This is a genomic window from Aeromonas sp. QDB34, from assembly GCF_027705405.1.
Classification (GTDB): Bacteria; Pseudomonadota; Gammaproteobacteria; order Enterobacterales; family Aeromonadaceae; genus Aeromonas; species Aeromonas hydrophila.
This window is the reverse complement of sequence record NZ_JAPDBT010000028.1, coordinates 15438-35465: the sequence shown is the minus strand read 5'-3', so window position 1 is coordinate 35465 and position 20028 is coordinate 15438. Positions and strand designations below refer to the sequence as shown.

The 20028-nt window shown below is 60.1% G+C and carries 37 protein-coding genes and 1 other RNA gene; 36 read left to right on the top strand and 2 right to left on the bottom strand.

The window, feature by feature from the left end:
- Positions 1-56: 56 nt before the first annotated feature.
- On the bottom strand, positions 57-473 hold the full coding sequence (locus OKC29_RS23090; protein WP_442866086.1) for a DUF1173 family protein: 417 nt from the start codon (positions 471-473) through the stop codon (positions 57-59).
- Between the two features lie 79 nt (positions 474-552).
- Between OKC29_RS23090 and OKC29_RS21375 the strand changes: the two genes are divergently transcribed.
- A complete protein-coding gene (locus OKC29_RS21375) occupies positions 553-963 on the top strand; it encodes a hypothetical protein (protein WP_270669686.1) in 411 nt (136 codons plus the stop codon).
- A gap of 206 nt (positions 964-1169) precedes the next feature.
- Here OKC29_RS21375 and OKC29_RS21370 read toward each other — a convergent pair whose 3' ends face one another.
- Complete coding sequence (locus OKC29_RS21370) at positions 1170-1799, bottom strand: helix-turn-helix domain-containing protein (RefSeq protein WP_270669688.1); 630 nt, start codon at positions 1797-1799, stop codon at positions 1170-1172.
- Positions 1800-2008: 209 nt separating this feature from the next.
- Between OKC29_RS21370 and OKC29_RS21365 the strand changes: the two genes are divergently transcribed.
- From OKC29_RS21365 to OKC29_RS21195, 35 genes are all read left to right on the top strand, one after another.
- Positions 2009-2245, top strand: coding sequence for a helix-turn-helix domain-containing protein (locus OKC29_RS21365; protein ID WP_270669684.1), 237 nt, complete (start codon positions 2009-2011; stop codon positions 2243-2245).
- Between the two features lie 11 nt (positions 2246-2256).
- On the top strand, positions 2257-4272 hold the full coding sequence (locus OKC29_RS21360) for a transposase domain-containing protein (RefSeq protein WP_270669683.1): 2016 nt from the start codon (positions 2257-2259) through the stop codon (positions 4270-4272).
- 55 nt (positions 4273-4327) lie between these two features.
- A complete protein-coding gene (locus OKC29_RS21355; RefSeq protein ID WP_263685626.1) occupies positions 4328-5266 on the top strand; it encodes an AAA family ATPase in 939 nt (312 codons plus the stop codon).
- Complete coding sequence (locus tag OKC29_RS21350; RefSeq protein ID WP_263685633.1) at positions 5266-5517, top strand: hypothetical protein; 252 nt, start codon at positions 5266-5268, stop codon at positions 5515-5517. Before OKC29_RS21355 ends, OKC29_RS21350 begins: the two co-directional genes overlap by 1 nt.
- The gene (locus tag OKC29_RS21345; RefSeq protein WP_103259278.1) at positions 5514-5837 is read left to right on the top strand and encodes a hypothetical protein; all 324 of its coding nucleotides are present in this window, start codon (positions 5514-5516) and stop codon (positions 5835-5837) included. The genes OKC29_RS21350 and OKC29_RS21345 overlap by 4 nt, the downstream gene beginning before the upstream one ends.
- Positions 5838-5845: 8 nt before the next feature.
- Complete coding sequence (locus OKC29_RS21340) at positions 5846-6151, top strand: hypothetical protein (protein WP_236267788.1); 306 nt, start codon at positions 5846-5848, stop codon at positions 6149-6151.
- Positions 6152-6156: 5 nt separating this feature from the next.
- Entirely contained in the window at positions 6157-6765 is a 609-nt protein-coding gene (locus tag OKC29_RS21335) for a DUF3164 family protein (RefSeq protein WP_270669680.1), read from the top strand.
- Positions 6766-6773: 8 nt separating this feature from the next.
- Positions 6774-7022 (top strand): hypothetical protein, encoded by a 249-nt coding sequence (locus tag OKC29_RS21330; RefSeq protein WP_270669679.1) that lies wholly within the window; start codon positions 6774-6776, stop codon positions 7020-7022.
- Positions 7012-7263 (top strand): hypothetical protein, encoded by a 252-nt coding sequence (locus OKC29_RS21325; protein WP_103259281.1) that lies wholly within the window; start codon positions 7012-7014, stop codon positions 7261-7263. Before OKC29_RS21330 ends, OKC29_RS21325 begins: the two co-directional genes overlap by 11 nt.
- A gap of 25 nt (positions 7264-7288) precedes the next feature.
- The gene (locus tag OKC29_RS21320; protein WP_270669676.1) at positions 7289-7519 is read left to right on the top strand and encodes an ANR family transcriptional regulator; all 231 of its coding nucleotides are present in this window, start codon (positions 7289-7291) and stop codon (positions 7517-7519) included.
- Positions 7519-8214 carry a DUF2786 domain-containing protein gene (locus tag OKC29_RS21315; protein WP_270669675.1) on the top strand — a complete coding sequence of 232 codons (696 nt, stop codon included), beginning with the start codon at positions 7519-7521 and terminating at the stop codon, positions 8212-8214. The genes OKC29_RS21320 and OKC29_RS21315 overlap by 1 nt, the downstream gene beginning before the upstream one ends.
- 108 nt (positions 8215-8322) lie before the next feature.
- Complete coding sequence (locus OKC29_RS21310) at positions 8323-8535, top strand: hypothetical protein (RefSeq protein ID WP_270669674.1); 213 nt, start codon at positions 8323-8325, stop codon at positions 8533-8535.
- A gap of 11 nt (positions 8536-8546) precedes the next feature.
- Positions 8547-8789 (top strand): hypothetical protein, encoded by a 243-nt coding sequence (locus OKC29_RS21305; RefSeq protein ID WP_270669673.1) that lies wholly within the window; start codon positions 8547-8549, stop codon positions 8787-8789.
- A gap of 5 nt (positions 8790-8794) precedes the next feature.
- Positions 8795-8860, top strand: an RNA gene (locus OKC29_RS21300) — hammerhead ribozyme type II.
- A gap of 41 nt (positions 8861-8901) precedes the next feature.
- Positions 8902-9153: a hypothetical protein gene (locus OKC29_RS21295; RefSeq protein WP_223954580.1), complete on the top strand. Its 252-nt coding sequence runs from the start codon at positions 8902-8904 to the stop codon at positions 9151-9153.
- On the top strand, positions 9129-9377 hold the full coding sequence (locus OKC29_RS21290; RefSeq protein WP_270669672.1) for a hypothetical protein: 249 nt from the start codon (positions 9129-9131) through the stop codon (positions 9375-9377). The genes OKC29_RS21295 and OKC29_RS21290 overlap by 25 nt, the downstream gene beginning before the upstream one ends.
- Positions 9374-9631, top strand: a complete 258-nt coding sequence (locus OKC29_RS21285; RefSeq protein ID WP_270669671.1) for a hypothetical protein — start codon at positions 9374-9376, stop codon at positions 9629-9631. Before OKC29_RS21290 ends, OKC29_RS21285 begins: the two co-directional genes overlap by 4 nt.
- Positions 9621-10127: a hypothetical protein gene (locus OKC29_RS21280; RefSeq protein WP_270669670.1), complete on the top strand. Its 507-nt coding sequence runs from the start codon at positions 9621-9623 to the stop codon at positions 10125-10127. The genes OKC29_RS21285 and OKC29_RS21280 overlap by 11 nt, the downstream gene beginning before the upstream one ends.
- Positions 10117-10749: a gp16 family protein gene (locus OKC29_RS21275; RefSeq protein WP_270669669.1), complete on the top strand. Its 633-nt coding sequence runs from the start codon at positions 10117-10119 to the stop codon at positions 10747-10749. The genes OKC29_RS21280 and OKC29_RS21275 overlap by 11 nt, the downstream gene beginning before the upstream one ends.
- 75 nt (positions 10750-10824) lie before the next feature.
- The gene (locus tag OKC29_RS21270) at positions 10825-11505 is read left to right on the top strand and encodes a hypothetical protein (RefSeq protein WP_270669667.1); all 681 of its coding nucleotides are present in this window, start codon (positions 10825-10827) and stop codon (positions 11503-11505) included.
- A gap of 86 nt (positions 11506-11591) precedes the next feature.
- Complete coding sequence (locus OKC29_RS21265; protein ID WP_270669666.1) at positions 11592-12059, top strand: Mor transcription activator family protein; 468 nt, start codon at positions 11592-11594, stop codon at positions 12057-12059.
- 171 nt (positions 12060-12230) lie between these two features.
- On the top strand, positions 12231-12701 hold the full coding sequence (locus tag OKC29_RS21260; RefSeq protein WP_270669664.1) for a glycoside hydrolase family protein: 471 nt from the start codon (positions 12231-12233) through the stop codon (positions 12699-12701).
- 1 nt (position 12702) lies between these two features.
- Positions 12703-13017: a hypothetical protein gene (locus tag OKC29_RS21255; protein ID WP_270669662.1), complete on the top strand. Its 315-nt coding sequence runs from the start codon at positions 12703-12705 to the stop codon at positions 13015-13017.
- Positions 13005-13613: a hypothetical protein gene (locus OKC29_RS21250; RefSeq protein WP_270669659.1), complete on the top strand. Its 609-nt coding sequence runs from the start codon at positions 13005-13007 to the stop codon at positions 13611-13613. The genes OKC29_RS21255 and OKC29_RS21250 overlap by 13 nt, the downstream gene beginning before the upstream one ends.
- Positions 13610-13852 carry a TraR/DksA C4-type zinc finger protein gene (locus tag OKC29_RS21245; protein WP_270669658.1) on the top strand — a complete coding sequence of 81 codons (243 nt, stop codon included), beginning with the start codon at positions 13610-13612 and terminating at the stop codon, positions 13850-13852. The genes OKC29_RS21250 and OKC29_RS21245 overlap by 4 nt, the downstream gene beginning before the upstream one ends.
- Positions 13842-14165, top strand: coding sequence for a DUF2730 family protein (locus OKC29_RS21240; protein WP_270669656.1), 324 nt, complete (start codon positions 13842-13844; stop codon positions 14163-14165). Before OKC29_RS21245 ends, OKC29_RS21240 begins: the two co-directional genes overlap by 11 nt.
- Before the next feature lie 11 nt (positions 14166-14176).
- Complete coding sequence (locus OKC29_RS21235; protein WP_017410090.1) at positions 14177-14470, top strand: VpaChn25_0724 family phage protein; 294 nt, start codon at positions 14177-14179, stop codon at positions 14468-14470.
- A 10-nt stretch (positions 14471-14480) separates the two neighbouring features.
- Positions 14481-14603, top strand: a complete 123-nt coding sequence (locus OKC29_RS21230) for a hypothetical protein (RefSeq protein WP_270669655.1) — start codon at positions 14481-14483, stop codon at positions 14601-14603.
- A gap of 11 nt (positions 14604-14614) precedes the next feature.
- Positions 14615-14851 (top strand): hypothetical protein, encoded by a 237-nt coding sequence (locus OKC29_RS21225; protein ID WP_270669654.1) that lies wholly within the window; start codon positions 14615-14617, stop codon positions 14849-14851.
- A gap of 11 nt (positions 14852-14862) precedes the next feature.
- A complete protein-coding gene (locus OKC29_RS21220) occupies positions 14863-15201 on the top strand; it encodes a Gp49 family protein (RefSeq protein ID WP_270669653.1) in 339 nt (112 codons plus the stop codon).
- Positions 15198-15329 (top strand): hypothetical protein, encoded by a 132-nt coding sequence (locus OKC29_RS21215; protein WP_270669652.1) that lies wholly within the window; start codon positions 15198-15200, stop codon positions 15327-15329. The genes OKC29_RS21220 and OKC29_RS21215 overlap by 4 nt, the downstream gene beginning before the upstream one ends.
- A gap of 2 nt (positions 15330-15331) precedes the next feature.
- Positions 15332-15916: a DUF3486 family protein gene (locus tag OKC29_RS21210; RefSeq protein WP_270669650.1), complete on the top strand. Its 585-nt coding sequence runs from the start codon at positions 15332-15334 to the stop codon at positions 15914-15916.
- Positions 15916-17511, top strand: coding sequence for a terminase large subunit domain-containing protein (locus OKC29_RS21205; RefSeq protein ID WP_270669649.1), 1596 nt, complete (start codon positions 15916-15918; stop codon positions 17509-17511). Before OKC29_RS21210 ends, OKC29_RS21205 begins: the two co-directional genes overlap by 1 nt.
- Positions 17508-19073, top strand: coding sequence for a DUF935 domain-containing protein (locus OKC29_RS21200; RefSeq protein WP_270669648.1), 1566 nt, complete (start codon positions 17508-17510; stop codon positions 19071-19073). The genes OKC29_RS21205 and OKC29_RS21200 overlap by 4 nt, the downstream gene beginning before the upstream one ends.
- Positions 19066-19857, top strand: coding sequence for a phage head morphogenesis protein (locus OKC29_RS21195; protein WP_270669647.1), 792 nt, complete (start codon positions 19066-19068; stop codon positions 19855-19857). Before OKC29_RS21200 ends, OKC29_RS21195 begins: the two co-directional genes overlap by 8 nt.
- Positions 19858-20028: the final 171 nt, after the last annotated feature.

Here is a 20028-nt window from a genome sequence, read left to right as displayed (position 1 = left end):
CGGGGTGACGTGAGCGCGTTAAGGATCAGGGTGTTCACGTTGGCCGGAATGGCTGTTCAACTTCGCCGGAATACGCAATCACCATCCAACGAAAGCAGGTCTATCTTGCGGTATGGAGAGATCAGGCGATACTCTGGCTGCTTCATCGCGGTAGTGTTGTCGCCAGCATCAGGGCCAGAGTCCTCCGATGCGCCTCCCAACCCAAGAGACGTGCGCAGAGGGCAATGTGGGTCGTGGTGACCATGCTCATGGTGATTGACTATCAGGTACCTATCTTCCGCAACCTGGCGCACAAACATCCTCGCGTCCGGCTTCTTACACCCACAGAGTAGCCAATACTTATTGTGGTGCAACGTTGCAAGAAGCTCCTGCGTCTCAAGGCTATCGCGGTTGTCTGGATGCAGGATTATAGACTTCTCGAGACGCCTAATCGGTTGAAGCGTCCCCCCCTTTACAACCCAAACACCCGCCATAAAAACCCCCCTCTAAATTGACAGCCGTTTATTAGTCCTCAGTTGCTAGATAATGCCACAAAACTTAAAGGGGGGTGTTGTGTTGGTTAAAGAGAAAGCGGTGAACCCTTGGGGTGAGTTATACGAATTTCTGACCGGGAAGGACAAGCTCAACTTTGCTCTTGAGCCAGAGATGAGAGTCCTTTATACAGCGATCAGAGATTTTTCCGCCCACTGTGCAATTTTTGACTCAGCAACACCCAGCTCAATGGCCCCCAAAAATGAACTTCCGTTGCTGCTTGTGGCAAGCCATTGCCTACAAACCGAGAAAACTCCGGAAGCCGCCGCCCATATGGCGATAGCAAGCTGTTCATTAGGGAGGCTGCACTTCTACTGCCAGGGGGAAAGCTGGAACCCTGAAGATGAAGCCCTTCACTCTTTCATCGGTCGAATGTACCCAACACAAGTTCAGTGTATAGGACCTATTGAATTGATCACTGGGAATGGTTAGGGAATAAGTGGGATCTTGAGGGAATGAGTGGGATCGGAAAACCAGAAGTGGCGCGGCCTGTAGAGAAATCGAAACTCTGCAGGCCGTGTTCGTTATGGCGGATCCACAAAATGATCAATGGATCTGAAAGCGGCTGAAAATTCCGAGCGAATTGATCAAAGGAGTTTTCGTGAGGCCGCGTTTAAACCGGCTTTAAATCTGTTTCATCACTCTCCTACGTCGTGGGCAATGTGGACGACCTGACCGATCACTTCGAAGGTGTGCTGCTCGTCCTTCGGTACCTCGATCGGCTGATAGTGCTTGTTGTCGCTCAGCAGCAGCCAGGCGCTCGGCAGCACCTGCAGGCGCTTGACCCATAGCTGGTCATCATTGCGCACCACATAGATGTGGCCATCAACCGGGCGCGTTCTGCCCAGGTGTACGACCAGGGTGTCGTTGTTGCTGATAGTGGGCTCCATGCTGTCGCCTTTACTCCAGACAATCGCCAGCTCCTTCTCAGCAAAGCCGCGCCACTTAAGCCACTTGCGGCGAAACGCCAGGTGGCGACATGGCGCCTGATCAACCTGCGTCAATGCTCCGTGCCCTGCGGATACCTGCACCCGATAGCCAGGTATCAATGCAAACTCTTCCAGAAACTGGTTTCCATAAACAGCCGGGCTGTCCTGGATCTGGTTCACTTCCTCCCCTTCGTCAGGTACCGAGATCAGGTACTCCACCCCTGGCCCCTTCACGCCTTCCTGCTTTCTAAAGTCCCACCCGTCACGCTTCGCCTTCTTGTGTACGCCTTGCGTTGTGCCAGGCATTCCTGGCAGCTCGGAGATCTCCTTTGCTGTCATCCACACGTTTCTCAAAACACCCTCTTTAGGAAACTCAGTTTCCGAAAATTGATAAAAGTTTCTTTCTTTATATTTCAACAACTTAATGAGAAATCGCAGAAACCTTTTCAGAAACTACTTGATGCTGATAAGTTTCTGAATAAACTGATTACAGAAACTGGTTACATGAAGTGATAACCAGATGGTAATTCAGAAGCGAGGTAAACGAAATGGAAACTGAAATCAGAGCCAGTGACTGGCATCGATCTGATGTGATTTCAGCCCTCAAAAAGCGGGGCACCAACTTGGCGAAGCTGTCACGTGAGAACGGTCTTGGCAGCCAAACCCTCTATAACGCCCTGATGCGTCCGTGGCCGAAAGGTGAAGGAATCATCGCGACGGCGATTGGCGTGAAGAAAGAAGAGATCTGGCCGTCCCGCTATCCCACCCTTGCTGAAGCCGTCTGAGGAGAACCGTTATGGAGTGGTTTTCAGTCACAGACGTACTCGGTCTTCCAGGCCTTCCAGGTACACCGCAAGGCGTCAGGAAAATGGCCAAAAGCCAGGGATGGGAATCTCGTCGCAAGGAAGGCGTTCAGGGTAAAGCGCTCGAGTTCTCCGTTTCCAGTCTTCCGCCCATGACCCAAGCCGCCCTGCTGCGCAAGGCGGGCAAGGTCAAGGTCGGCGGCATGACGCTGGATCTGCCCAAGCCCCAAGCGCCGCGCTACTGCAAAGAGCAGTTGTGGGCCAACTGGAGCAAGGCCAATGACAAGGCCCACGCCAAGGCCAAGGACCGCCTGAAAGCGGTGCAAGCCGTGCATGCCCTGGTGGCGAACGGCAGCACCCTGATGGAGGCCTACCAGCATATCTCTGCCGAGTTCGCCATCGCCCTGCCGACCCTGCGCCGCTACTGCGCCGCCGTGAAGGGGTTCGATGACTGCGACTGGCTGGCCGTGCTGGTGCCCAAGCAGCAGCAAGCCGCCACCGAAAGCCGCGCCGCCCGGCTGGCCCCCGTCAGCGATCAAGCCTGGGAGTTCTTCAAGGCCGACTACCTGCGCCGCGAGCAGCCTAACGCCTCGGTCTGTTATGAGCGGTTGAAGCTGGCCGCCCGCGATCAAGCCTGGGCCGTGCCCAGCCTGAGCAGCCTGATGCGCCGCCTGGAGCTGGAAGTGCCCAAGCCCCAGCAGGTGATGTTGCGCCAGGGCGAGCACGCGCTGATGCAGCTCTACCCGCCGCAGGAGCGCACCATCGAAGGGTTGGATGCCATGGAGTGGATCAACGGCGACGGCTACCTGCACAACGTCTTCGTGCGCTGGTTCAATGGCGAGGTGATCCGCCCCAAGACCTGGTTCTGGCAGGACATCTACAGCCGCAAGATCGTGGGCTGGCGCACCGACATCAGCGAGAACACCGACAGCATCCGCCTGTCCCTGATGGACGTCTGCAGCCAATACGGCATCCCTCGCGAGATCACCATCGATAACACCCGCGCCGCCGCCAACAAATGGATGACCGGGGGCGTGCCGAACCGCTACCGCTTCAAGGTCAAGCCAGACGATCCGCTCGGCCTTATCCCGCAGCTGGGCATCAAGCTGCACTGGTCCAGCGTGCTGCTGGGCAAGGGCCACGGTCAGGCCAAGCCGATCGAGCGTGCTTTCGGCAAGGGTGGTTTGGAGCAATACATCGATATCGCCCCCGGTTTGGATGGTTGCTACACCGGCCCCAATCCCATGGCCAAGCCGGATAATTATGGTGAACGGGTGGCTAATGCAGAGGACTTTCTGCGCATGGTTGCCGAGGGTGTGGCGATGTACAACGCCAAGCTGGGCCGCCAGACAGAAGCCTGCCGGGGCGTCATGAGCTTTGACCAGGCCTTTGCCCAGAGCTATGCCCAGGCCACCGTGCGCAAGGCCAGCCGCGAGCAACTGATGATGATGATGCTGCAGGCCGAGGCCACCCGCGTCAGCCAGCACGGCACCATCAGGCTCGAAGCCGGCGGCGCCATCGCCAGTCGCAACAACCGTTATTACCACCCCGATCTGGCCCAGTACGCCGGGCAGAAAGTGGTGGCCAAGTTCGACCCCCAGCGCCTGCACGAGGCGGTGATCGTCACCACCCTGCATGGCCAGACCATCTGCGAAGCGGAGTGCCAGGACAAAGTCGCCTTTGGTGACACCCAGCAGGCCCGCGAGCACAAGCGCAAGCGCACCCAGTTCGTCAAGGCCAACAAGGCCGCCGCACTGGCCCAGCAAGGGATGTCTGCCCTAGAAGCCGCCGCCCTGCTGCCCAGCATCAGCGACGAGCCTGCCCCCGAAACCAAGGTGGTAGAGATGGTGCGCCCGGTGGCGCTCGGCAATGCCGCCCTGGCGGTGCAGCCCGCGCCGCTGGCCGCCAGCCAAACCCAGACCGAACCCGCTCCCGTCATCGACTACGAGGCCCGCTATCAGGCGAGCGTCGCGGCGATGGCCGAGCAGATGAAGAGAAACAGCCTTTAACCGGCGTTTACCCAAGAAAAAAGCGGCCTGCGAGGCCGCCTGAAAGGAGAGTTACATGTCAAACGTAGTCACTTTAGACCAGAACAGCAACACCGGCAGCGACGTGATCGCCCGCGTCAAAGCCCTGCTGGAGCAGAGCACCGTCACCCAGGCGCAGATCGCCAAAGAGATCGGCGTCTCCGGCTCGACCGTCAACCAGCTGCTCAATGGCAACTACAAGGCGGACCCGACCGCGATGGTGCAGAAGCTGGCCAACTGGCTGACCGCCCGCGACCAGCGGGCCGATGCCCCCCGCGATCCCGGCTTTGTGATGACCGACACCGCCAAGCAGATCATGGCCGACATGGGCTATGCGCTGACCACCCAGAGCATCGTCATCATTCACGGCATATCTGGCGTGGGAAAAACAACCGCCCTGCGCGAGTTCCAGCGCAATAACAACAACGTCTGGGTGATCACCACCAGTCCGAGCCGCGCCACCATGACCGAATGCCTCTACGAGCTGGCCATGGAGCTGGGGATGGAGAACGCCCCGCGTCTGCGTGGCCCGCTGGCCCGCGCCCTGCGCCGTCGCCTGCGCAACACCAAGGGCTTGATCGTGGTGGACGAAGCGGACCACGTAGACCGCCCCACCCTGGAAGAGCTGCGCATCCTGGCCGAGGAGGTCGAGGTGGGCCTGGTGCTGGTCGGCAACAGCCGGGTTTACACCCAGCTGACCGGCGGCCCGCGCAGCGAGGACTTTGCCCGCCTGTTCTCCCGCATCGCCATGAAACGCGCCCTGACCAAGGCCAAGAAGGCCGATGTGCTCGCCTTTGCCAGCGCCTGGAACATCACCGGAGCCGCCGAGCTGGATCTGCTGCTGCGCATCAGCGAACGCCCGGGGGCCCTGCGCCTGGTCAGCAAGAACCTGAAGCTGGCGGTGATGTACTCGGGCGGCGAACCGCTGACCGAGCAGATCCTGCTGCACACCTTCAACAAGCTGGAGGGGGAGTGATGGCCCTTGGACCCAATACAGACGCCGAAATCAGACGGCGCCTTGCAAAGGAGTTCGGCAACCCCGTCCCGTGGACTGGTCGATTCACCCACATCCACCTGCTGAGCGGCATCAAGGGACGCGAGGTGAGCCGCAGTGATGGCGAGGTGGTGATCGAGAACGAGAAAGGCCTGGCGCAAGCCTATGACGAAGACCAGCTGCACCTGTTCTGGGCGCCGCTGGCCCGTGATTCACAAGGAGAAAAGGCATGAACATTCGCACTAACAGCATCGGCGTCATCGCCCAGCGTGTCATCGCTACCCTGCGCAAGAGCGGCTGCCAGGTGCTGGCCGTCAAGGCTGCCCAGGTCCGCCCCATGATCGAGATCGCTTACCCCACCGACGAGCTGAAACGGGACGCGCTCGAACTGAAAGAGCAGGTCAACGGGCTGCGCCGCCGCGCCTACGCCGCCCGCCTCGGTGGCTGCATCGTCCACTGGCACGAAGACCTGCCGCAAGACGACTTCGAGCTGACCGGCAACATGACTGCAGTCGAGTACCTGCACCACCGCGCCGCCGGCTTTCCGGCGTAGGGGAAACCATGAACGGCATATGTGAAATATGCGGTGGCATCACCGCATCACAAACAGCTCAAGAAATTGGCATCGGCGATGAGGTGACCTTCACAGAACTGACCATGTCAAGGGCTGGCATGGCACGGGTCCGCGCGAAAGAGGGAACGGTCAAGGCAGTAAACGGCGACTACCTGACGATCAAGCAAAAACGAAGCAGCAAGACCTATCTTCGCCACAAGACTTCCGTCTCGAAGATGGGCAACCCGAATCCACTGACATTGGCATTGAGCAACCCATGCGAATGCAAAACTACCGAATCAGAGAAGGAATAACAGCCATGACCAACCAACCCGACAACCTGCGCAAGAACGCCCTGGGCCACTTCGTACCGGAGTCCCTGATCGCCCCGCTCGACCTGCTGCGCGATGACCTGGTGACCCGCCTGTGCAACGAGGCGCACGAAGAGAAGCTGCGCCTGCTGGCCCGCAAGGCCAGCATCGCCCAGGAGATCGAAGCCTTCATGGATCTGTCGGCCGCCGAGTACGGCGTGCAGTACGGCGGCACCAAGGGCAACGTCACCCTCACCAGCTTTGATGGCCGCTTCCAGGTGGTGCGGGCCATCGGCGAGCACCGCAAGTTCGACGAGCGCCTGCAAACCGCCAAGACCCTGATAGACGCCTGCATCGGCCGCTGGAGCGAGGGCAGCAGCAACGAGATCCGTGCCCTGGTGGATCATGCCTTCCGCGTCAACAAGGGCGGCCATGTGGACGTCAACCAGGTGCTCTCCCTGCGCAAGCTCGATATCCATGATGCCGAGTGGAAAGAGGCGATGCAGGCCATCGCCGACGCCATCACCGTGGTCGGCAAAGCCGAGTACATCCGGTTCTATGAGAAGACCGGCACCGGGGCCTACAAGGCCATCGTCATCGACTGGTCGAAGCTGTGAGGCCCGCCATGTTGAACCTGACACAAGAAGTAATCAAACAGTTGGCGCTGGCCCAACTGCTGGCAGACCGGAGCGAAGACCAGGGCACCGAGTTTGAAGATGGCACCTATGAGCAAGGGGTGCGGGATGCCCTGGGCTGGATGTGCGGGCTGCTCGATAACCCGCCCTACAACCCCGACGAGTGGCCCGTCACCGAAGAAGAGCTGGCCATCATGACCGAAGGCCTGGGGCTTATCGGGATAGACGATGGAGTTTGAAACCCGTTATGGCCCGCTGTACGTCACCCGCCACGCCTTCCAGCGTTGGGTGCAACGTACCGGCCGCAGCGAACTGGAGATGCTGGGCGCCCTGTCACGGGCGTGGCGACCAAGCAAACGCCAGCTGCGGCGGATCCGGCAGCGCGAGGCGGGATGGAGCCCGCGCCGGATCCTCGAATGTGACCATGCCTACTTCATCTTGAAGAACGGCTCAATCGTCACCGTTTACGACAAGCACTGAACCGCATTTAAACAGGAGCAACACCATGAGTAATCCGGCTTTGAAGGGCGACGAGATCGCCCGCAATCCCAACGGTTATCTGGCGCTGGCCACCCGTGCCGCCGAACTGGAGCGCGAGGGCCGCTATATCGCCGCCCTCGACCTGTGGAAGGCAGCCTGGAAGGTGGCCAAGAACGGATTGAATCAGGAGTGGGCCAAGGGTCGCGTCAATCTCTGCAGCACCTGCATCCACCGTTTCGGCAAGCGGGAGGCGTGATGAGCGACAAACGCATTCTGGCCAAGATCAAGAAACTGATGGCCATGGTGGAGCGCGGCAACCCGCACGAATCCGCCAACGCGATGAAGAAGGTGCAGGCGCTGATGGCCGAGCATCAGCTCTCCAGCGAAGACGTCGCCTTGAGCGGCATCGACGCCAACAAGGTGAAGGCCGCCAACAACAGCGAACGCCAGCCGAAATGGAGCTTGTTGCTGGTCAGTCTGGTGCGCCAAGCGTTCGGGGTCGAGGCGATCATGTGCCATGAGCAGGTGGGATGGGGGCGCAACACCGCCGAGGTGATGTTCATCGGCCCGGCGGAGCGGGTGGAGATCGCCGGCTACGTCTACACCGTGCTGGCTCGCCAGCTCAAGGCAGCCCGGGCCGAGTACATCAGCAGCCTGAGCAAGCGCATGAAGACCAGCACCAAAACGGCTCGCGCCGATCTGTTCTGCGAGGGCTGGTGCAACGGGGTGTATCACAAGATCACTGCCCTGGTACCGAGCGAACAAGAGAGCCAGCTGGTTGCTCAGTACATCGAGAAGCATCACCCGAACCTGAGCACCGGTGAGAGCCGCGCCGCCAAGGCGACCAAGCGCGATCAGTCCGCCTCGCTGCATGGCTGGATGGCCGCCAAGCAGGTGGAGCTGAATGCCGGTGTCGGTGGCCAGGAGCAAGCCAAGTTGGGGGCAGCATGAACGGTGAAGCCGCCTTCTGGATCCTGGTCAACGTGATGGCCCTGTTCTATGGGGCCTTCGTCGCCGGTCTGTTCACCGGCCTGTTCCTTGTCAACTGTGGAGCCTGAGATGAACAACGTGGAATTCCTGCTCAATACCAGCGTGGACGATGGCAAAAGCTCCCTGGAGTGCCAACTGCAAGGCAACCCGCAGCAGGCCCTGGACGATGCACAACTGGCCATCGACTTCATCAACCAGTATGGCCAAGCCGCGAAGCACCGCTCCCGCCTGGCCATGCTGGCCATCATCGTCAACAAGGCGCGTAAAGCGCTGAAAAAGTGAAGGGGAACATCATGGTTACACAAGAGAAAGCCGAAGAGCTGGCCCAGAAATATTTGCAGCAATACCTGAACGAATGCGGCCTGGATAAGACCAGTGATGCAGGTAATGCGCTGATGAAAATGTGCAGTGTCGCTGGGGTCATGATGGTCGCAACTGTCGGCTATGACGATGCAGTGCAGCGCATGTATGGGACCGCCTCTTTCATCGAACAAAAGATGGTCGGTGTGAAGTTCATCCAGCAAACGGTGAACTGAGCAATAAGCGAAACGGGGGTCGTTCCCCCGTCTGCCCAGCGTGGTGGCTGGGCACTGATGAGCAGCCGACCGGGCCCGGTCATAACCCACTCCTGAAACCAGTGAGGACGCTATGACCCGAGAAGTGCTGAACAACCTGTTAAACCGGCTCTATGGCGAGATGACCATCGCCCTGGGCTGGAAAGAGAAGCTGGTGCTGCAGCGCCGGTTTATCGCCCTGTCACGGGGCGCAAGAAAATACCACGCCAACGATATCGCCGGTGATGCCCTGCGCGGCGCCGAGCAGTTGCTGGCAGAGCTGGAGGTTGATCGCCTGCAGTGGAATGGCAAGGGGGCCGTATGCACGGTGAATACACGCCACTGATGAAGCCGGGCCTGCTGGAAAAACGGCTGGCCTCTGGCAAAGCCAGGATGGACCCCGAGATGGGGCTGGAGAAGTTCTGCTCTGGCTGCCACGAATACTGGCCGCAAGACACGGCTTTCTGGTCAGCCCGGCATCACCCCCATGCACCGGATGGCTTGCAGCACTACTGCAAGGCTTGCGAGGGGAAAATCGCCGTCAAGCGCCGGGAGGGCAAAGCAGCATGAAGCTGACCGCCTACCAGCGCCGCCTGGTGAATTACGTCAAGGCCAATCACGCCTGTTACCCCAAGCGCAAGACCAAGGGAATGAGCAGGCGGGATCTGGCAGAGCTGGAGCGCCAGGCCGATGACAACGCCATGGCCTGGCTGGACCGCACCGTCCGCCAGTGGCGGGATGGCACCCCGCCCAAGACCAACAAGATTTATGTCGCTGCGCTCTCGGTGAGCGAGGCGGATGAGGAGCAATACGATGACGAATAAACACAGCTGGGAAGCCCTGGCGCAAAAGATCAAGCAGGTTCCTGACTACCGCCACAAGAGCGCGGCCATGTTGGCCGAGGCATTGGGAGAATGTTCTGAGCGGCAGATGCTGAGATGGATCCGTACCCTGACCGATAAGGGACTGATCGAGCCCCGTTCGCTGATCACTTACGATGGGTTGCTGACTGTTCGCCGCATCCAGCGTTATCTGGCCCAGCATCAGGGCACTGTGTACCTGGGTCTGCTGGCTAAAGAGGTCTATGGTGCCGGCAACAATTACTCCTGGCTGCGCTGGCTGATCCAGAAGGCGGTGGCGGAAGGCTTCGAGCTGGATGCCTCGCGCATTAGCAGCGAGACCATCCCCACAAAACTTCGGGCCAAACGCCGCGAAGTTGAGGGCAAGCCACGTTTTATCAGCTGGGAAGAAGTTGATCCCGAGCACCTGCAGCGGTTCGTCGCTCTCCATCAATTCATCGGAGGCCGCCATGCAGCCTGATGCCAAGCGTCTGCTTACCCTGGTTCACGTTGGCCGCCGCGAACTGGGGCTGGATGACGAAGACTATCGCGCCCTGCTGGAGTCGGTCACCGGATCCCGCTCGGCCAAGGGGCTCAAGGCCGCCCAGCTGGAGGCCGTGATCACCGTCATGAAGGGGCTGGGGTTCAAGGTGAAGGGCAACGCGACGGGCCGCCGTTCACCGCCCAGCGCTGCCCATGTGCAGGCCCCCGAGGTGCGCAAGCTGCGGGCCATCTGGATCACCATGAAGAATGACGGCCTGCTGCATGACGGGTCTGAGGATGCCCTGGGCAGTTTCATCCGCCGGATGACCGCCAATGCCAACGGCGGTGCAGGCATCAACCGGGCGGAATGGCTCACCTCCATCCAGGCAGAGCGGGTGTTGGAGGCGCTGAAAAAGTGGCACATTCGGCTGATGACCGATGCCATCCTCGCCCGGGGTGACTCGGTACCGGAGACCCTGAGCCACCGGCCCGATGCCAAGCCGGGCTATGACCTGATCCGGGATGCTTTCGAAAACCCGGACCAGCGCCCGCCGCGAATCATGGTGGTCGATGGCAGCAAGCCAGTCGGTCAATCACTGGATAACGAAAAGGCCCCGTAAGGGGCCTTGGTTTTGATGGACGCTGTATTATCAGTGGCTTAATGTGGTTGTGACGTTGGAATAAGAGGCAGGATTATGAGCTTTGATACGAGAAAATTTGATGTCGGTGTAGCCAGAGTAGTTATTTTAATTGGAGCTTTCGTGGGAACGTTAACCACATTGGGTCCTCTTTTTTTTCTCTACCACATTCTGAGTAAAGGGGCGCCGATGTACCAATGGGGAGCACTTAGCCTATCATTATTCGGCTTCTGTTCCTTGTTCATTGCAGCAGTGTTGAGAGTTAAAGGTGGGCTTCCTTGGCTATTCGCCATGGGTATCCCTGCTGTACAGGTTTTGCTTTTTTGCTATATCGCCTACTCCCCTCATGGAAAAAGCGAACCCTCTGCAACCAAGCCGGCGGTTGAGCCTGTGGCTAAAGAGGTGAACATCAGTTTCCAAGGGGAAAAAGATGGGGTAGACCGCACTCAACAGATTCAAGCTGCATTTCTGGATCTTGCCGCAAAGTGCCCTGCTGCGGCCGATGCCGTTTCCATCGTGGTGCAATACGAGCAGGGAGATAGCACTGCATGGCGAGGTGAGAAACTGGGTTGGGAAAACGATCTCTACTTTAATGCCGCCGACTCAGGCGGCGAACACCACCATTTCTATCTGCGGCAGGATGGAAAGAAGGAGCTAATCATCAATGCCAAGCAGGCCAGCCTGGACTGGTGCGGTATCGACGCGATGATGAAGGACTACTATCTGGTCACGCTATAGCCCGCCCCTTGGGCGCCCTGATCCAGGAGGTTATGATCTCAACACCCAGCCATGCTGGGTGTTGTTTTATCCGGGAGGGAGCGGCCATGAGCAATCGCGAAGAGCAGATCGAAATGTTTGGTGAAGCTGTGGGCAAGAACGAGGTGGGTCATCATCTTGACCGCCTGCTGGATGAAGATGCGGAGGCCGCATGGCCGGAAACCCTGCGGGATCTATACACCCTGATCGAGCGCACCGTCGAGCAGCACCGGAATGATGAATCCCTGTCGGTGATCCTGCTGTCGGAAATCGTCCAGACCTTCGGCGGTGCCCGCTTCTACCTGCCCCGAGGCAAGAGCATCGAGGTGATGGTGCGCAGCATGATGGTCTGGAAGGCCTTCACCGGCAACAACACCTATGAGCTGTCGCGCCAGTTCAAGGTATCGATGCGGGAGATTCAATATATCCTGGCCAGGATGCGCAAACTCGAAGCCCGTTCCCGCCAGCGGGATATGTTTGCCGGCACGGAACAAGCCGCCCCGTCATTAGTCAGAAAGCACGGGCGGTTATATTAATTTGACGTTCGTGAAATTCACGGCAATATGACCCGCATATCACCCAGCACCATATTGAAATAGACAAAGGGCCCGTTGGCCCTTTGTTATTTCATGGCGAAATCCGTCACTCTCAACCCTTCCACCCGCATACGCACACTGAATTAAATCCCCTACCTATTCAGGTGTGCCATGTCTTCCATCTATGCCCTTATCAAATTCGAGGAGGGTTGGCGTTCAAAGCCCTATCTCTGCACCGAGAAATACCCCACGGTCGGGTTCGGTTTTCGCATCGGGCCCCAGGGTGCCGACATCAAGCTCTATCAATTCACCCTGCCGATGCGGGCCGGTGAAGCCTGGCTCGATGCTCTGATCGCCAATCTGGAAGTGGAAATGCGCCGCGAGCCGCAGCTCGCCATGGCGCTGCAGATCTGCGCGGCTGATCCCGCCCGTCTGGCGGTGCTGCAGTCGATGGCCTACCAGATGGGCGTGCAGGGGCTGGCCGCCTTCAAGAACACCCTGCAGGCAGTGATCGAGCGCCGTTGGAACGATGCCGCCGCCGGCATGCTCAACAGCCGCTGGGCCAGGCAGACCCCCGATCGTGCCAAACGCCACGCCCAGCAGATGCGCACCGGCATCTGGGCCCCGGTTTATGGTGGCTGACATGGGCCGCAACTGGCAGTGGAGTTTCGACCATGGCCACGCCAAGCGCCTGGAGCGCGAGCGCGAGGCCGCCGAGCAGGGTATCGCCGAGTGCGATGTCGATCGCACCGTGCCGCTACATAGCCATGACGGCACCATGCAATCCCAGTTCGCCAAGGGCTGGCGCTCGGTCACTCCATCCGAAATCTACGATGCCCGTCACCGGCATCGTTTCAACATCCTCACCACTGGCAACGACAAGGTGGCCGAGCACTGCGCCCGGCTGCGTGCCCTGTTCGCTGATCCCGCCAATAAGGAATCTTCATGCTCCCGTTAATCCCCGCCCTGGCCGCGCTCGCGGTGCAGCAGGGCCCCGCGATGATCCGCGGTATCGCCGGTTGGTTTGGTGGCAGCGAGACTGCCAACAAGGTGGCCGACATGGTCGAGCAGGTCTCCGGCATCGGCCTGACGGCCGCCCAGCAGCAGGCCAGTATCGAAGAGCAGCTCGGCCGCATCACCGACCCGGCCGCGCTGGTTGAGCTGCAAAAGCTCAAGGTCGAGTTGGAGAAAGAGCAGACCCGCCGCCAGGAGTTGCAACTGGCCGATAGTCAGGCCGAGCAGGCCACCACCCAACAGACCATCCGTGAAGGGGATAGCGCAACGGATGAATACGTGCGCAATACCCGCCCGCTGATGGCACGCCAGAGCTGGTATGCCACCGCGCTCTATGTGCTGGCGTTCGAAGGGCTGCGCGTTGCTGGGTTCGGTGACGGGGCTGATCTCTCAGTGATATCCCTGCTCTCATCACCAGGATGGGCCTATATGGGATTGCGTACCATCGACGGGTTTGCCCCCCATCCAAAATCATCTGGCCAGAAGGTAAGCGCGGCCATCACCGGGGCCGTGACCAAATTGATGACGAGGGCCAAATGACCGACCTGTTTGACCGTGCCCAACAACAAGAACAAGAGAGTCGCGACAGAGCCATCGCCAACCAGCTGGCCAGACGCGGTACCGAAACCCCAGACCAGGACGCCGCCGGCAACCGCTTCTGCCTGAGCTGTGGGGAACAGATTGCCAGTGACCGGCTGGAGGCCGCCCCGGACGCCGTGCGTTGCGTCCCCTGCCAGAGCTGGTGTGAGCGCGAGGGGAGGCATCGCCATGGGGTTTGACTGGATCCCGAAGTGGTGGGGCGTCATTACCACCACCGTCGCGGTGCTGGCCACCTTGGCCACGTTGTGGTTGAGCAAGACCTTTGCCCGCCGGGAAGACCTTAGCAAGGTGGAAAACAAGATGGCCGATGTCAGCAGCCGCGTCTCAATTCTCGAAGACAAGGTGGAGTCGATGCCGACTCAGGATGAAGTCAACGCCCTGCGTCTCGATATGGCTGAGATGCGGGGGGATATCAAGGCATTGCGCGAGGCGCTGCAACCGGTAAACCACTTGGCCAGGCTGCTGCTCGAACAGCGTTTAAACGAGAAATAAACGGGGGTTATATGTCGTTCAGAGAATTTGTGCTGGCAGATCAGCGTTTGCTGATCCTGCGCAGCTTGCGGGAAATGACCGGCTGCTCGGCCAACGAATCGATCCTGGATGAGTGCCTGGAAGCCTATGGCCATAGCATCAGCCGCGACGCGGTGCGCACCCAGATGCGCTGGCTGGAAGAACAGGGGCTGATCACCGTCGAGAAGGTGGGCGAAACCCTGGTGGCCAAGCTGACCGGCCGGGGTGACGACGTGGCCACTGGCCAGGCCGTGGTGGATGGCGTCAAGAAACCGCGTCCGGTGTAAGGAGAGAGCCATGAGTATTGTGATCCCGACTTGGCTGATGTGGGTGATTGGCATCCCTGTTGGTCTGCTGGTCTTGGCGCTGGCGGCCGTTGGCATCGCCTTCCTTCTTAGTTTTGGAAAGGTGAGGTGGTGATGATGGGGGCCATGATGAAGATAAAAAGCGCCCTGGTGGGGCTGATGCTGGGTGGCCTGAGTTTCATGTTGAGCAACAGCCGTGCCGACCCCGGTATCACCCCCATCGACACCATCATTCGGAAAGGGGAGCAAGCCAAGCACTCCCGCAACGCCTTCAATGGTGGGCTGCCGTCCGTCAAGCGGGCCCAGCGTCAGGCCAAGGCCAAGCGGGCTGGTCGTCGTGCCCGTCGACTGGGTCACGCATAAGGAGAGCGAATATGTCTACTACACCGAAAGTAACGATTGAGAAAATCAATGCATTGATTGATGGGGAGTATTACTTCACTGCTGAACAGGGTGTCCAAGCCGCCTTTGGCGAACAGGATGAATTGACGCGACTTACTGGCGCACATGGTGAATTGCGGTATCTGACCTTCTGTGTGCTGCGACTCAAGAGCGGCTTTACCGTGACAGGAGAGTCTGCCTGCCTATCGCCAGAGAACTTTAGCGCCAAGACCGGCCGTGAGGTGGCCCGTAAAAATGCCATTGATAAAATTTGGGCGCTCGAAGGATATCGCATCAAATCAGAACTGCATCAAGTAGCAGGCCACGCATGAAAGCCCGCCTGCTGGATATCGCCACCATGATGGCCGTTGGCTACCTGCTGGCCCTGCCCATCGTCGGCGATCCGGTCCATGCGCTCTGGGGCTGCACGGCCCCGCTCGTTGACAAGCTGCTGGGGTAACCATGACCACCAAAACCAAGAACACCAAGAGCAAGATCCAGCAGCTGCCGGAGGATATCCGCAGCCAGCTGGCGGCCATGCTGCGCTCTGGCTCCATGTCGCAGAAGGCCATCCTTGAAGAGGTGAACCAGCTCATCCTGGAAGCCGGCCTGCCGCCGGAAGAGCAGATCAGCCGCACCGGGCTGAACCGTTACTTCAAGCGGATGGAAGAGGCCGGCAGCCGCATGGCGCAGGCCCGTGAAGTGGCCGAGGTGTGGACGGCCAAGCTTGGTCAGGCCCCCACCTCCGAGCTGGGCAAGATGCTGCAGGAGTTCGTGCGCACCATGGCGTTCGAAACCTCCATGAAGATGATGGACGCCAGCGAAGGGGAAGACGGCAAGATGATCGACCCCAAATCGCTGGGGCAGCTCGCCCTGGTGATCCAGCGCGTCGAAGCCGCCGCCATGACAAGCCACAAGGTCGAGAAAGAGATCCGCGCCGCGTTCGCCGCCGAAGCCGCCACCGCTGCCGAGAAGATCGTGAAGCAGGCAGGGCTGACGGCAGAGACCGCAGCCCAGATTAAGCAGCAGATCCTGGGGATTGCATGATGGACCATCTGACTCAAGCCGAAAACGAACTGCGCAACCAGTCAGCGGCCGCCATCATAGGCGGCCAGTTCGATCCCAACGAGGTGCTGCTGCCCTATCAGAAGCGCTGGATCGCTGACCAAGCGAAAATCAAGATTGCCGAGAAGTCGCGGCGAACTGGCCTCACCTGGGCAGAGGCAGCCGATGCTGCGCTCAATGGCTCGATGTCTGCCGCCGCTGGCGGTTGCGATACCTTCTATGTCGGCACCACCAAAGACATGGCCCGCGAGTTTATCGAGGCTGCCTCTATGTGGGCAAAGGCCTACAACTTTGCCGCAACCGAGATAGGCGAAGAGGTGCTGGAGAGCGAAGACAAAGACATCCTGGTCTATGTCATCAACTTTGCCAGCGGCTTCAAAATCAAGGCGTTGTCATCGAATCCCAGCAACCTGCGGGGGATGCAGGGCAACGTGGTGATCGACGAGGGCGCCTTCCACAAAGACCTGGCCGCCATTCTCAAAGCGGCCAACGCCCTGACCATGTGGGGCAGCAAGGTGCGCATCATCTCGACCCACAACGGCATCGAGAACCTGTTCAACACCCTGATCACTGAAACCAGAGCAGGCAAGCGGCAAAGCTATTCCATTCACCGCATCGATATTGAAACCGCCTGTAATGAAGGGCTTTACAAGCGGATCTGCCAGGTCAAGAAGAAAGAGGAATGGAGCGAAGAGGGTGAGCGCAAGTGGCTGGCAGAACTGCTGTCAGACTGTGCCACCGAAGAAGACGCCCGGGAAGAATACTACTGTGAGCCAAAGAGCGGCGGCGGTGCCTATATCAGCCGTGGCCTGCGCGAACGGGCCTGCCGGGTTGATGGGCCGGTGCTGCGCTTCACGGGCTCGGCCACCTTCAACAGCGCCAGCGAATCGGAGCGCAACGCCGAAATGCAGGAGTGGCTGGAGGCCGAGGTCTTCCCCGAACTGATGAAGCTGGACCGCCGCCATCGCCACGCCCTGGGCGAAGACTTCGCCCGCTCCGGTGACCTGACATCGTTCGCACCCATCATGGTGCTGCCGGATACCCGCCGCCGGGTACCGTTCCTGGTCGAGCTCAAGAACGTGCCATTCAAGCAGCAGGAGCAGGCCCTTTACATCATCTGCGATCGCCTGCCGCGCCGGGATGGCATCTGGCTCGATGCCCGTGGCAATGGCCAGTACCTGGCAGAACAGGCCGCGTATCGCTACGGCCAAGAGGTGGTGCAGGTGATGCTGTCGGTCGGCTTCTACCGCGAGAACATGCCGCGCTTCAAGGCGGCGTTTGAAGATGACGAGCTGGAGCTGCCCAAGCACGAAGACATCATCACCGACCTGGGCCAGATCCAGATCTACCGGGGCACCCCCGGCATCGACGACAGCCGCACCCAGGGCAGTGATGGCAACAAGCGCCACGGCGACTCGGCGGTCGCCATCTTCCTGGCCTATCTGGCCAGCCGGGCCGAGAGCCATGTTTACGAACTGCACCGCATCGCCAAGGTGGGTGCCCCCCAGAAAGACCAGGACGGGCAACGGCAGATGAACCTGACCCGTGGCCTGCGTAACGGAGGCGGATTACTGTGACCACCATTCTCGATGCACGGGGCAACCCCATCAAACCCGACAAGCCGGCGCTGAGTGAAGACATCGCGCTGGCCCACACCACCAGCGTGCGCAACCAGCGCCCCAACAGCGTGGCCAGCACCATCACCCCCCAGCGTCTGGCGGGCCTGCTGCGCTCGGTAGTCGATGGCAACAACCCCCAGGATTACATGACCCTGGCCGAAGAGATCGAAGAGCGGGATCTGCACTACGCATCGGTGCTGCGTACCCGCAAGCTGGCCGTGGCGGCCTTGCCGCCCACGGTCGAAGCCGCCAGTGAGGATGCCTTTGACAAGAAGCTGGCCGACGAAGTGCGCCTGCTGATGGAGAGTGACCAGACGCCTGAGCTGTTCTTCGACCTGCTCGATGGCCTGGGCAAGGGCATGGGGGTGTGCCAGATCCTGTGGGATACCACCGTCACCCCCTGGGTGCCCAAGGATTACAAGTGGGTCGACCCCCGCTATCTGCGGCCAGATGCCGAGACCCTGAGCGAGATTCTGCTTATCAGTGACGATGCTCCCCAGGGCAAGCCGCTGGAGCCCTACAAGTTCATCGTCCACCTGCCGCGCACCAAGTCGGGCAGCATCTGGCGCAACGGCCTGACCCGCCTTTGCGCCGTGATGTACATGCTGAAAAGCTTCACGGTGCGGGACTGGTGGGCGTTCGCCGAAGTGTTCGGGATCCCCATCCGGGTGGGCAAGTACGGCCCCAACGCCACCCCCGAGCAGATCGCCACCCTCAAGAACGCCATCGCCACCATTGCCAGCGACGCCGGCGCAGTGATCCCAGACAGCATGATGGTGGAGCTGGTTCAAACGGCGAAGGGGAACGGCGGCGATACCCTGTTCGAGAACATGGCCCGCTGGGCGGACGAGCAGACCAGCAAGGCGGTGCTGGGCCAGACCATGACCACCGACGATGGCAGCAGCCGCGCTCAGGCCACGGTACACAACGAGGTGCGGCTGGACATCGCGAAGTGGGACGCCCGCCAGCTCGAAGCCACCATCAACGAGTACCTGGTCAAGCCGTTCATCGTGCTGAACTGGGGTGTGCAGAAGGTATACCCGCGCGTCTGCATCCGGGTACCGGAGCCGGAAGACCTCAAGATGATGGTCGATAGCCTGATGCCGCTGATCGATCGCGGCATGAAGGTGAGCGAGAGCGCCATGCAAGACAAGTTTGGCTTGGCAGCGCCCAAGCCGGATGAAGTCACCCTGCAGCCGCTGAGCGCCATGCAGGTGCAAGCCGTGCAGCCGCTGGCCATGAACAGGCAGCAACAGCGCCTGGCCATCAACCGGATCCAGCAGCCGAACGAACAGGCCATCGACCAGCTGACCGAGGAAGCGATGAGCGATTGGGTCGAAGTGGGCGGCGAGGACTTCATGAACCCGATCATCGAGCTGGCCGCCACGGCCGCCAGTTTCGACGAGTTCAATGCGGGCCTGCTGGCCCTGCAGGAGTCGCTGAGCGCCGAGCAGTTCACCCAGCAGCTGGCCGACTACACCTTCCGCTTGCGTGGCATGGGGGATGCACAAGATGCCTGAGCCAAAGGCGTCCGCCTTTCCGCCCAAAGAGGCGCTGGACTGGTTCAAGAAAAAGGGGCTGCAGCCTGGCTTTGACTATCGCGACGTGTGGAAAGAAGAGCACGCCAACGCCTTCACCGTGGCCAAGATGCTCAACGCCGATCTGCTGGTCGAAGTACGGGCGCTGGTCGAGCAGGCGCTGGAGCAGGGGCAGACCTATCAGCAGTTCGCCGCTGCCATCAAGCCGCTGCTGGTCAAATCCGGGTGGTGGGGAATACAGGAGATGGAAGACCCCGCCACCGGCGAAACCAAACAGGTGCAGCTCGGCAGCGAGGGGCGCATCAAGACCATCTACCGCACCAACATGCGCACCGCCCGCGCCGCTGGCCAGTGGCAGCGCATCGAGAGCACGAAGAAATATCGGCCATACCTGGTCTATCAGCTGGGGCCTGCCCGCGAGCATCGCGCCCTGCATGTGAGCTGGAACGGCATCACCCTGCCCGTGGATGATCCCTGGTGGCAAACCCACATGCCGCCGAACGGCTGGGGCTGTCACTGCTGGGTGCGCCAGATCAGCAAGTTCGAATACGCCAAGCTGGAAGGCACCCAGGGCTATCAGTTCGCCGCCCCGAACGATGGTAACCGGGAGTGGGCGAACAAACGCACCGGGGAAGTGGAGGTCTTGCCCAGCGGCATCGAGCCAGGGTGGAACTACAACCCGGGCAAGGCGCGTCAGCAGGCCCTGAAAACCGACTTGGCAGCCAAAGAGCAAACCCTTCGCCAAACGCTCTCAGCGCCGCTGTGAGCGTTTTAGGCTACCAGCGCATGACTGTGGAGTCCGCCGCTCAATATGAAGCGATTTAAAGGGTGTTTAAAGATGGTGTGAGGTGGCGGCAAACCTTCGCGGTGGCCTCCTTATCCAGTCTGTTGCATTGCCCCCTCTTCTCGACCATCGGGATCCTGTGTACCCTGTTGA

Coding starts and splice junctions, on each gene's coding strand:
- OKC29_RS21250 (WP_270669659.1), top strand. CDS start 13,005: ATGCTCCCGTTAATCCCCGCCCTGGCCGCGCTCGCGGTGCAGCAGGGC.
- OKC29_RS21345 (WP_103259278.1), top strand. CDS start 5,514: ATGAACATTCGCACTAACAGCATCGGCGTCATCGCCCAGCGTGTCATC.
- OKC29_RS21205 (WP_270669649.1), top strand. CDS start 15,916: ATGGACCATCTGACTCAAGCCGAAAACGAACTGCGCAACCAGTCAGCG.
- OKC29_RS21215 (WP_270669652.1), top strand. CDS start 15,198: ATGAAAGCCCGCCTGCTGGATATCGCCACCATGATGGCCGTTGGCTAC.
- OKC29_RS21350 (WP_263685633.1), top strand. CDS start 5,266: ATGGCCCTTGGACCCAATACAGACGCCGAAATCAGACGGCGCCTTGCA.
- OKC29_RS21330 (WP_270669679.1), top strand. CDS start 6,774: ATGTTGAACCTGACACAAGAAGTAATCAAACAGTTGGCGCTGGCCCAA.
- OKC29_RS21275 (WP_270669669.1), top strand. CDS start 10,117: ATGCAGCCTGATGCCAAGCGTCTGCTTACCCTGGTTCACGTTGGCCGC.
- OKC29_RS23090 (WP_442866086.1), bottom strand. CDS start 473: ATGGCGGGTGTTTGGGTTGTAAAGGGGGGGACGCTTCAACCGATTAGG.
- OKC29_RS21260 (WP_270669664.1), top strand. CDS start 12,231: ATGTCTTCCATCTATGCCCTTATCAAATTCGAGGAGGGTTGGCGTTCA.
- OKC29_RS21340 (WP_236267788.1), top strand. CDS start 5,846: ATGAACGGCATATGTGAAATATGCGGTGGCATCACCGCATCACAAACA.
- OKC29_RS21365 (WP_270669684.1), top strand. CDS start 2,009: ATGGAAACTGAAATCAGAGCCAGTGACTGGCATCGATCTGATGTGATT.
- OKC29_RS21270 (WP_270669667.1), top strand. CDS start 10,825: ATGAGCTTTGATACGAGAAAATTTGATGTCGGTGTAGCCAGAGTAGTT.
- OKC29_RS21305 (WP_270669673.1), top strand. CDS start 8,547: ATGGTTACACAAGAGAAAGCCGAAGAGCTGGCCCAGAAATATTTGCAG.
- OKC29_RS21230 (WP_270669655.1), top strand. CDS start 14,481: ATGAGTATTGTGATCCCGACTTGGCTGATGTGGGTGATTGGCATCCCT.
- OKC29_RS21225 (WP_270669654.1), top strand. CDS start 14,615: ATGATGAAGATAAAAAGCGCCCTGGTGGGGCTGATGCTGGGTGGCCTG.
- OKC29_RS21280 (WP_270669670.1), top strand. CDS start 9,621: ATGACGAATAAACACAGCTGGGAAGCCCTGGCGCAAAAGATCAAGCAG.
- OKC29_RS21355 (WP_263685626.1), top strand. CDS start 4,328: ATGTCAAACGTAGTCACTTTAGACCAGAACAGCAACACCGGCAGCGAC.
- OKC29_RS21195 (WP_270669647.1), top strand. CDS start 19,066: ATGCCTGAGCCAAAGGCGTCCGCCTTTCCGCCCAAAGAGGCGCTGGAC.
- OKC29_RS21335 (WP_270669680.1), top strand. CDS start 6,157: ATGACCAACCAACCCGACAACCTGCGCAAGAACGCCCTGGGCCACTTC.
- OKC29_RS21210 (WP_270669650.1), top strand. CDS start 15,332: ATGACCACCAAAACCAAGAACACCAAGAGCAAGATCCAGCAGCTGCCG.
- OKC29_RS21325 (WP_103259281.1), top strand. CDS start 7,012: ATGGAGTTTGAAACCCGTTATGGCCCGCTGTACGTCACCCGCCACGCC.
- OKC29_RS21360 (WP_270669683.1), top strand. CDS start 2,257: ATGGAGTGGTTTTCAGTCACAGACGTACTCGGTCTTCCAGGCCTTCCA.
- OKC29_RS21245 (WP_270669658.1), top strand. CDS start 13,610: ATGACCGACCTGTTTGACCGTGCCCAACAACAAGAACAAGAGAGTCGC.
- OKC29_RS21290 (WP_270669672.1), top strand. CDS start 9,129: ATGCACGGTGAATACACGCCACTGATGAAGCCGGGCCTGCTGGAAAAA.
- OKC29_RS21255 (WP_270669662.1), top strand. CDS start 12,703: ATGGGCCGCAACTGGCAGTGGAGTTTCGACCATGGCCACGCCAAGCGC.
- OKC29_RS21370 (WP_270669688.1), bottom strand. CDS start 1,799: ATGACAGCAAAGGAGATCTCCGAGCTGCCAGGAATGCCTGGCACAACG.
- OKC29_RS21310 (WP_270669674.1), top strand. CDS start 8,323: ATGAACAACGTGGAATTCCTGCTCAATACCAGCGTGGACGATGGCAAA.
- OKC29_RS21240 (WP_270669656.1), top strand. CDS start 13,842: ATGGGGTTTGACTGGATCCCGAAGTGGTGGGGCGTCATTACCACCACC.
- OKC29_RS21235 (WP_017410090.1), top strand. CDS start 14,177: ATGTCGTTCAGAGAATTTGTGCTGGCAGATCAGCGTTTGCTGATCCTG.
- OKC29_RS21220 (WP_270669653.1), top strand. CDS start 14,863: ATGTCTACTACACCGAAAGTAACGATTGAGAAAATCAATGCATTGATT.
- OKC29_RS21285 (WP_270669671.1), top strand. CDS start 9,374: ATGAAGCTGACCGCCTACCAGCGCCGCCTGGTGAATTACGTCAAGGCC.
- OKC29_RS21295 (WP_223954580.1), top strand. CDS start 8,902: ATGACCCGAGAAGTGCTGAACAACCTGTTAAACCGGCTCTATGGCGAG.
- OKC29_RS21315 (WP_270669675.1), top strand. CDS start 7,519: ATGAGCGACAAACGCATTCTGGCCAAGATCAAGAAACTGATGGCCATG.
- OKC29_RS21320 (WP_270669676.1), top strand. CDS start 7,289: ATGAGTAATCCGGCTTTGAAGGGCGACGAGATCGCCCGCAATCCCAAC.
- OKC29_RS21265 (WP_270669666.1), top strand. CDS start 11,592: ATGAGCAATCGCGAAGAGCAGATCGAAATGTTTGGTGAAGCTGTGGGC.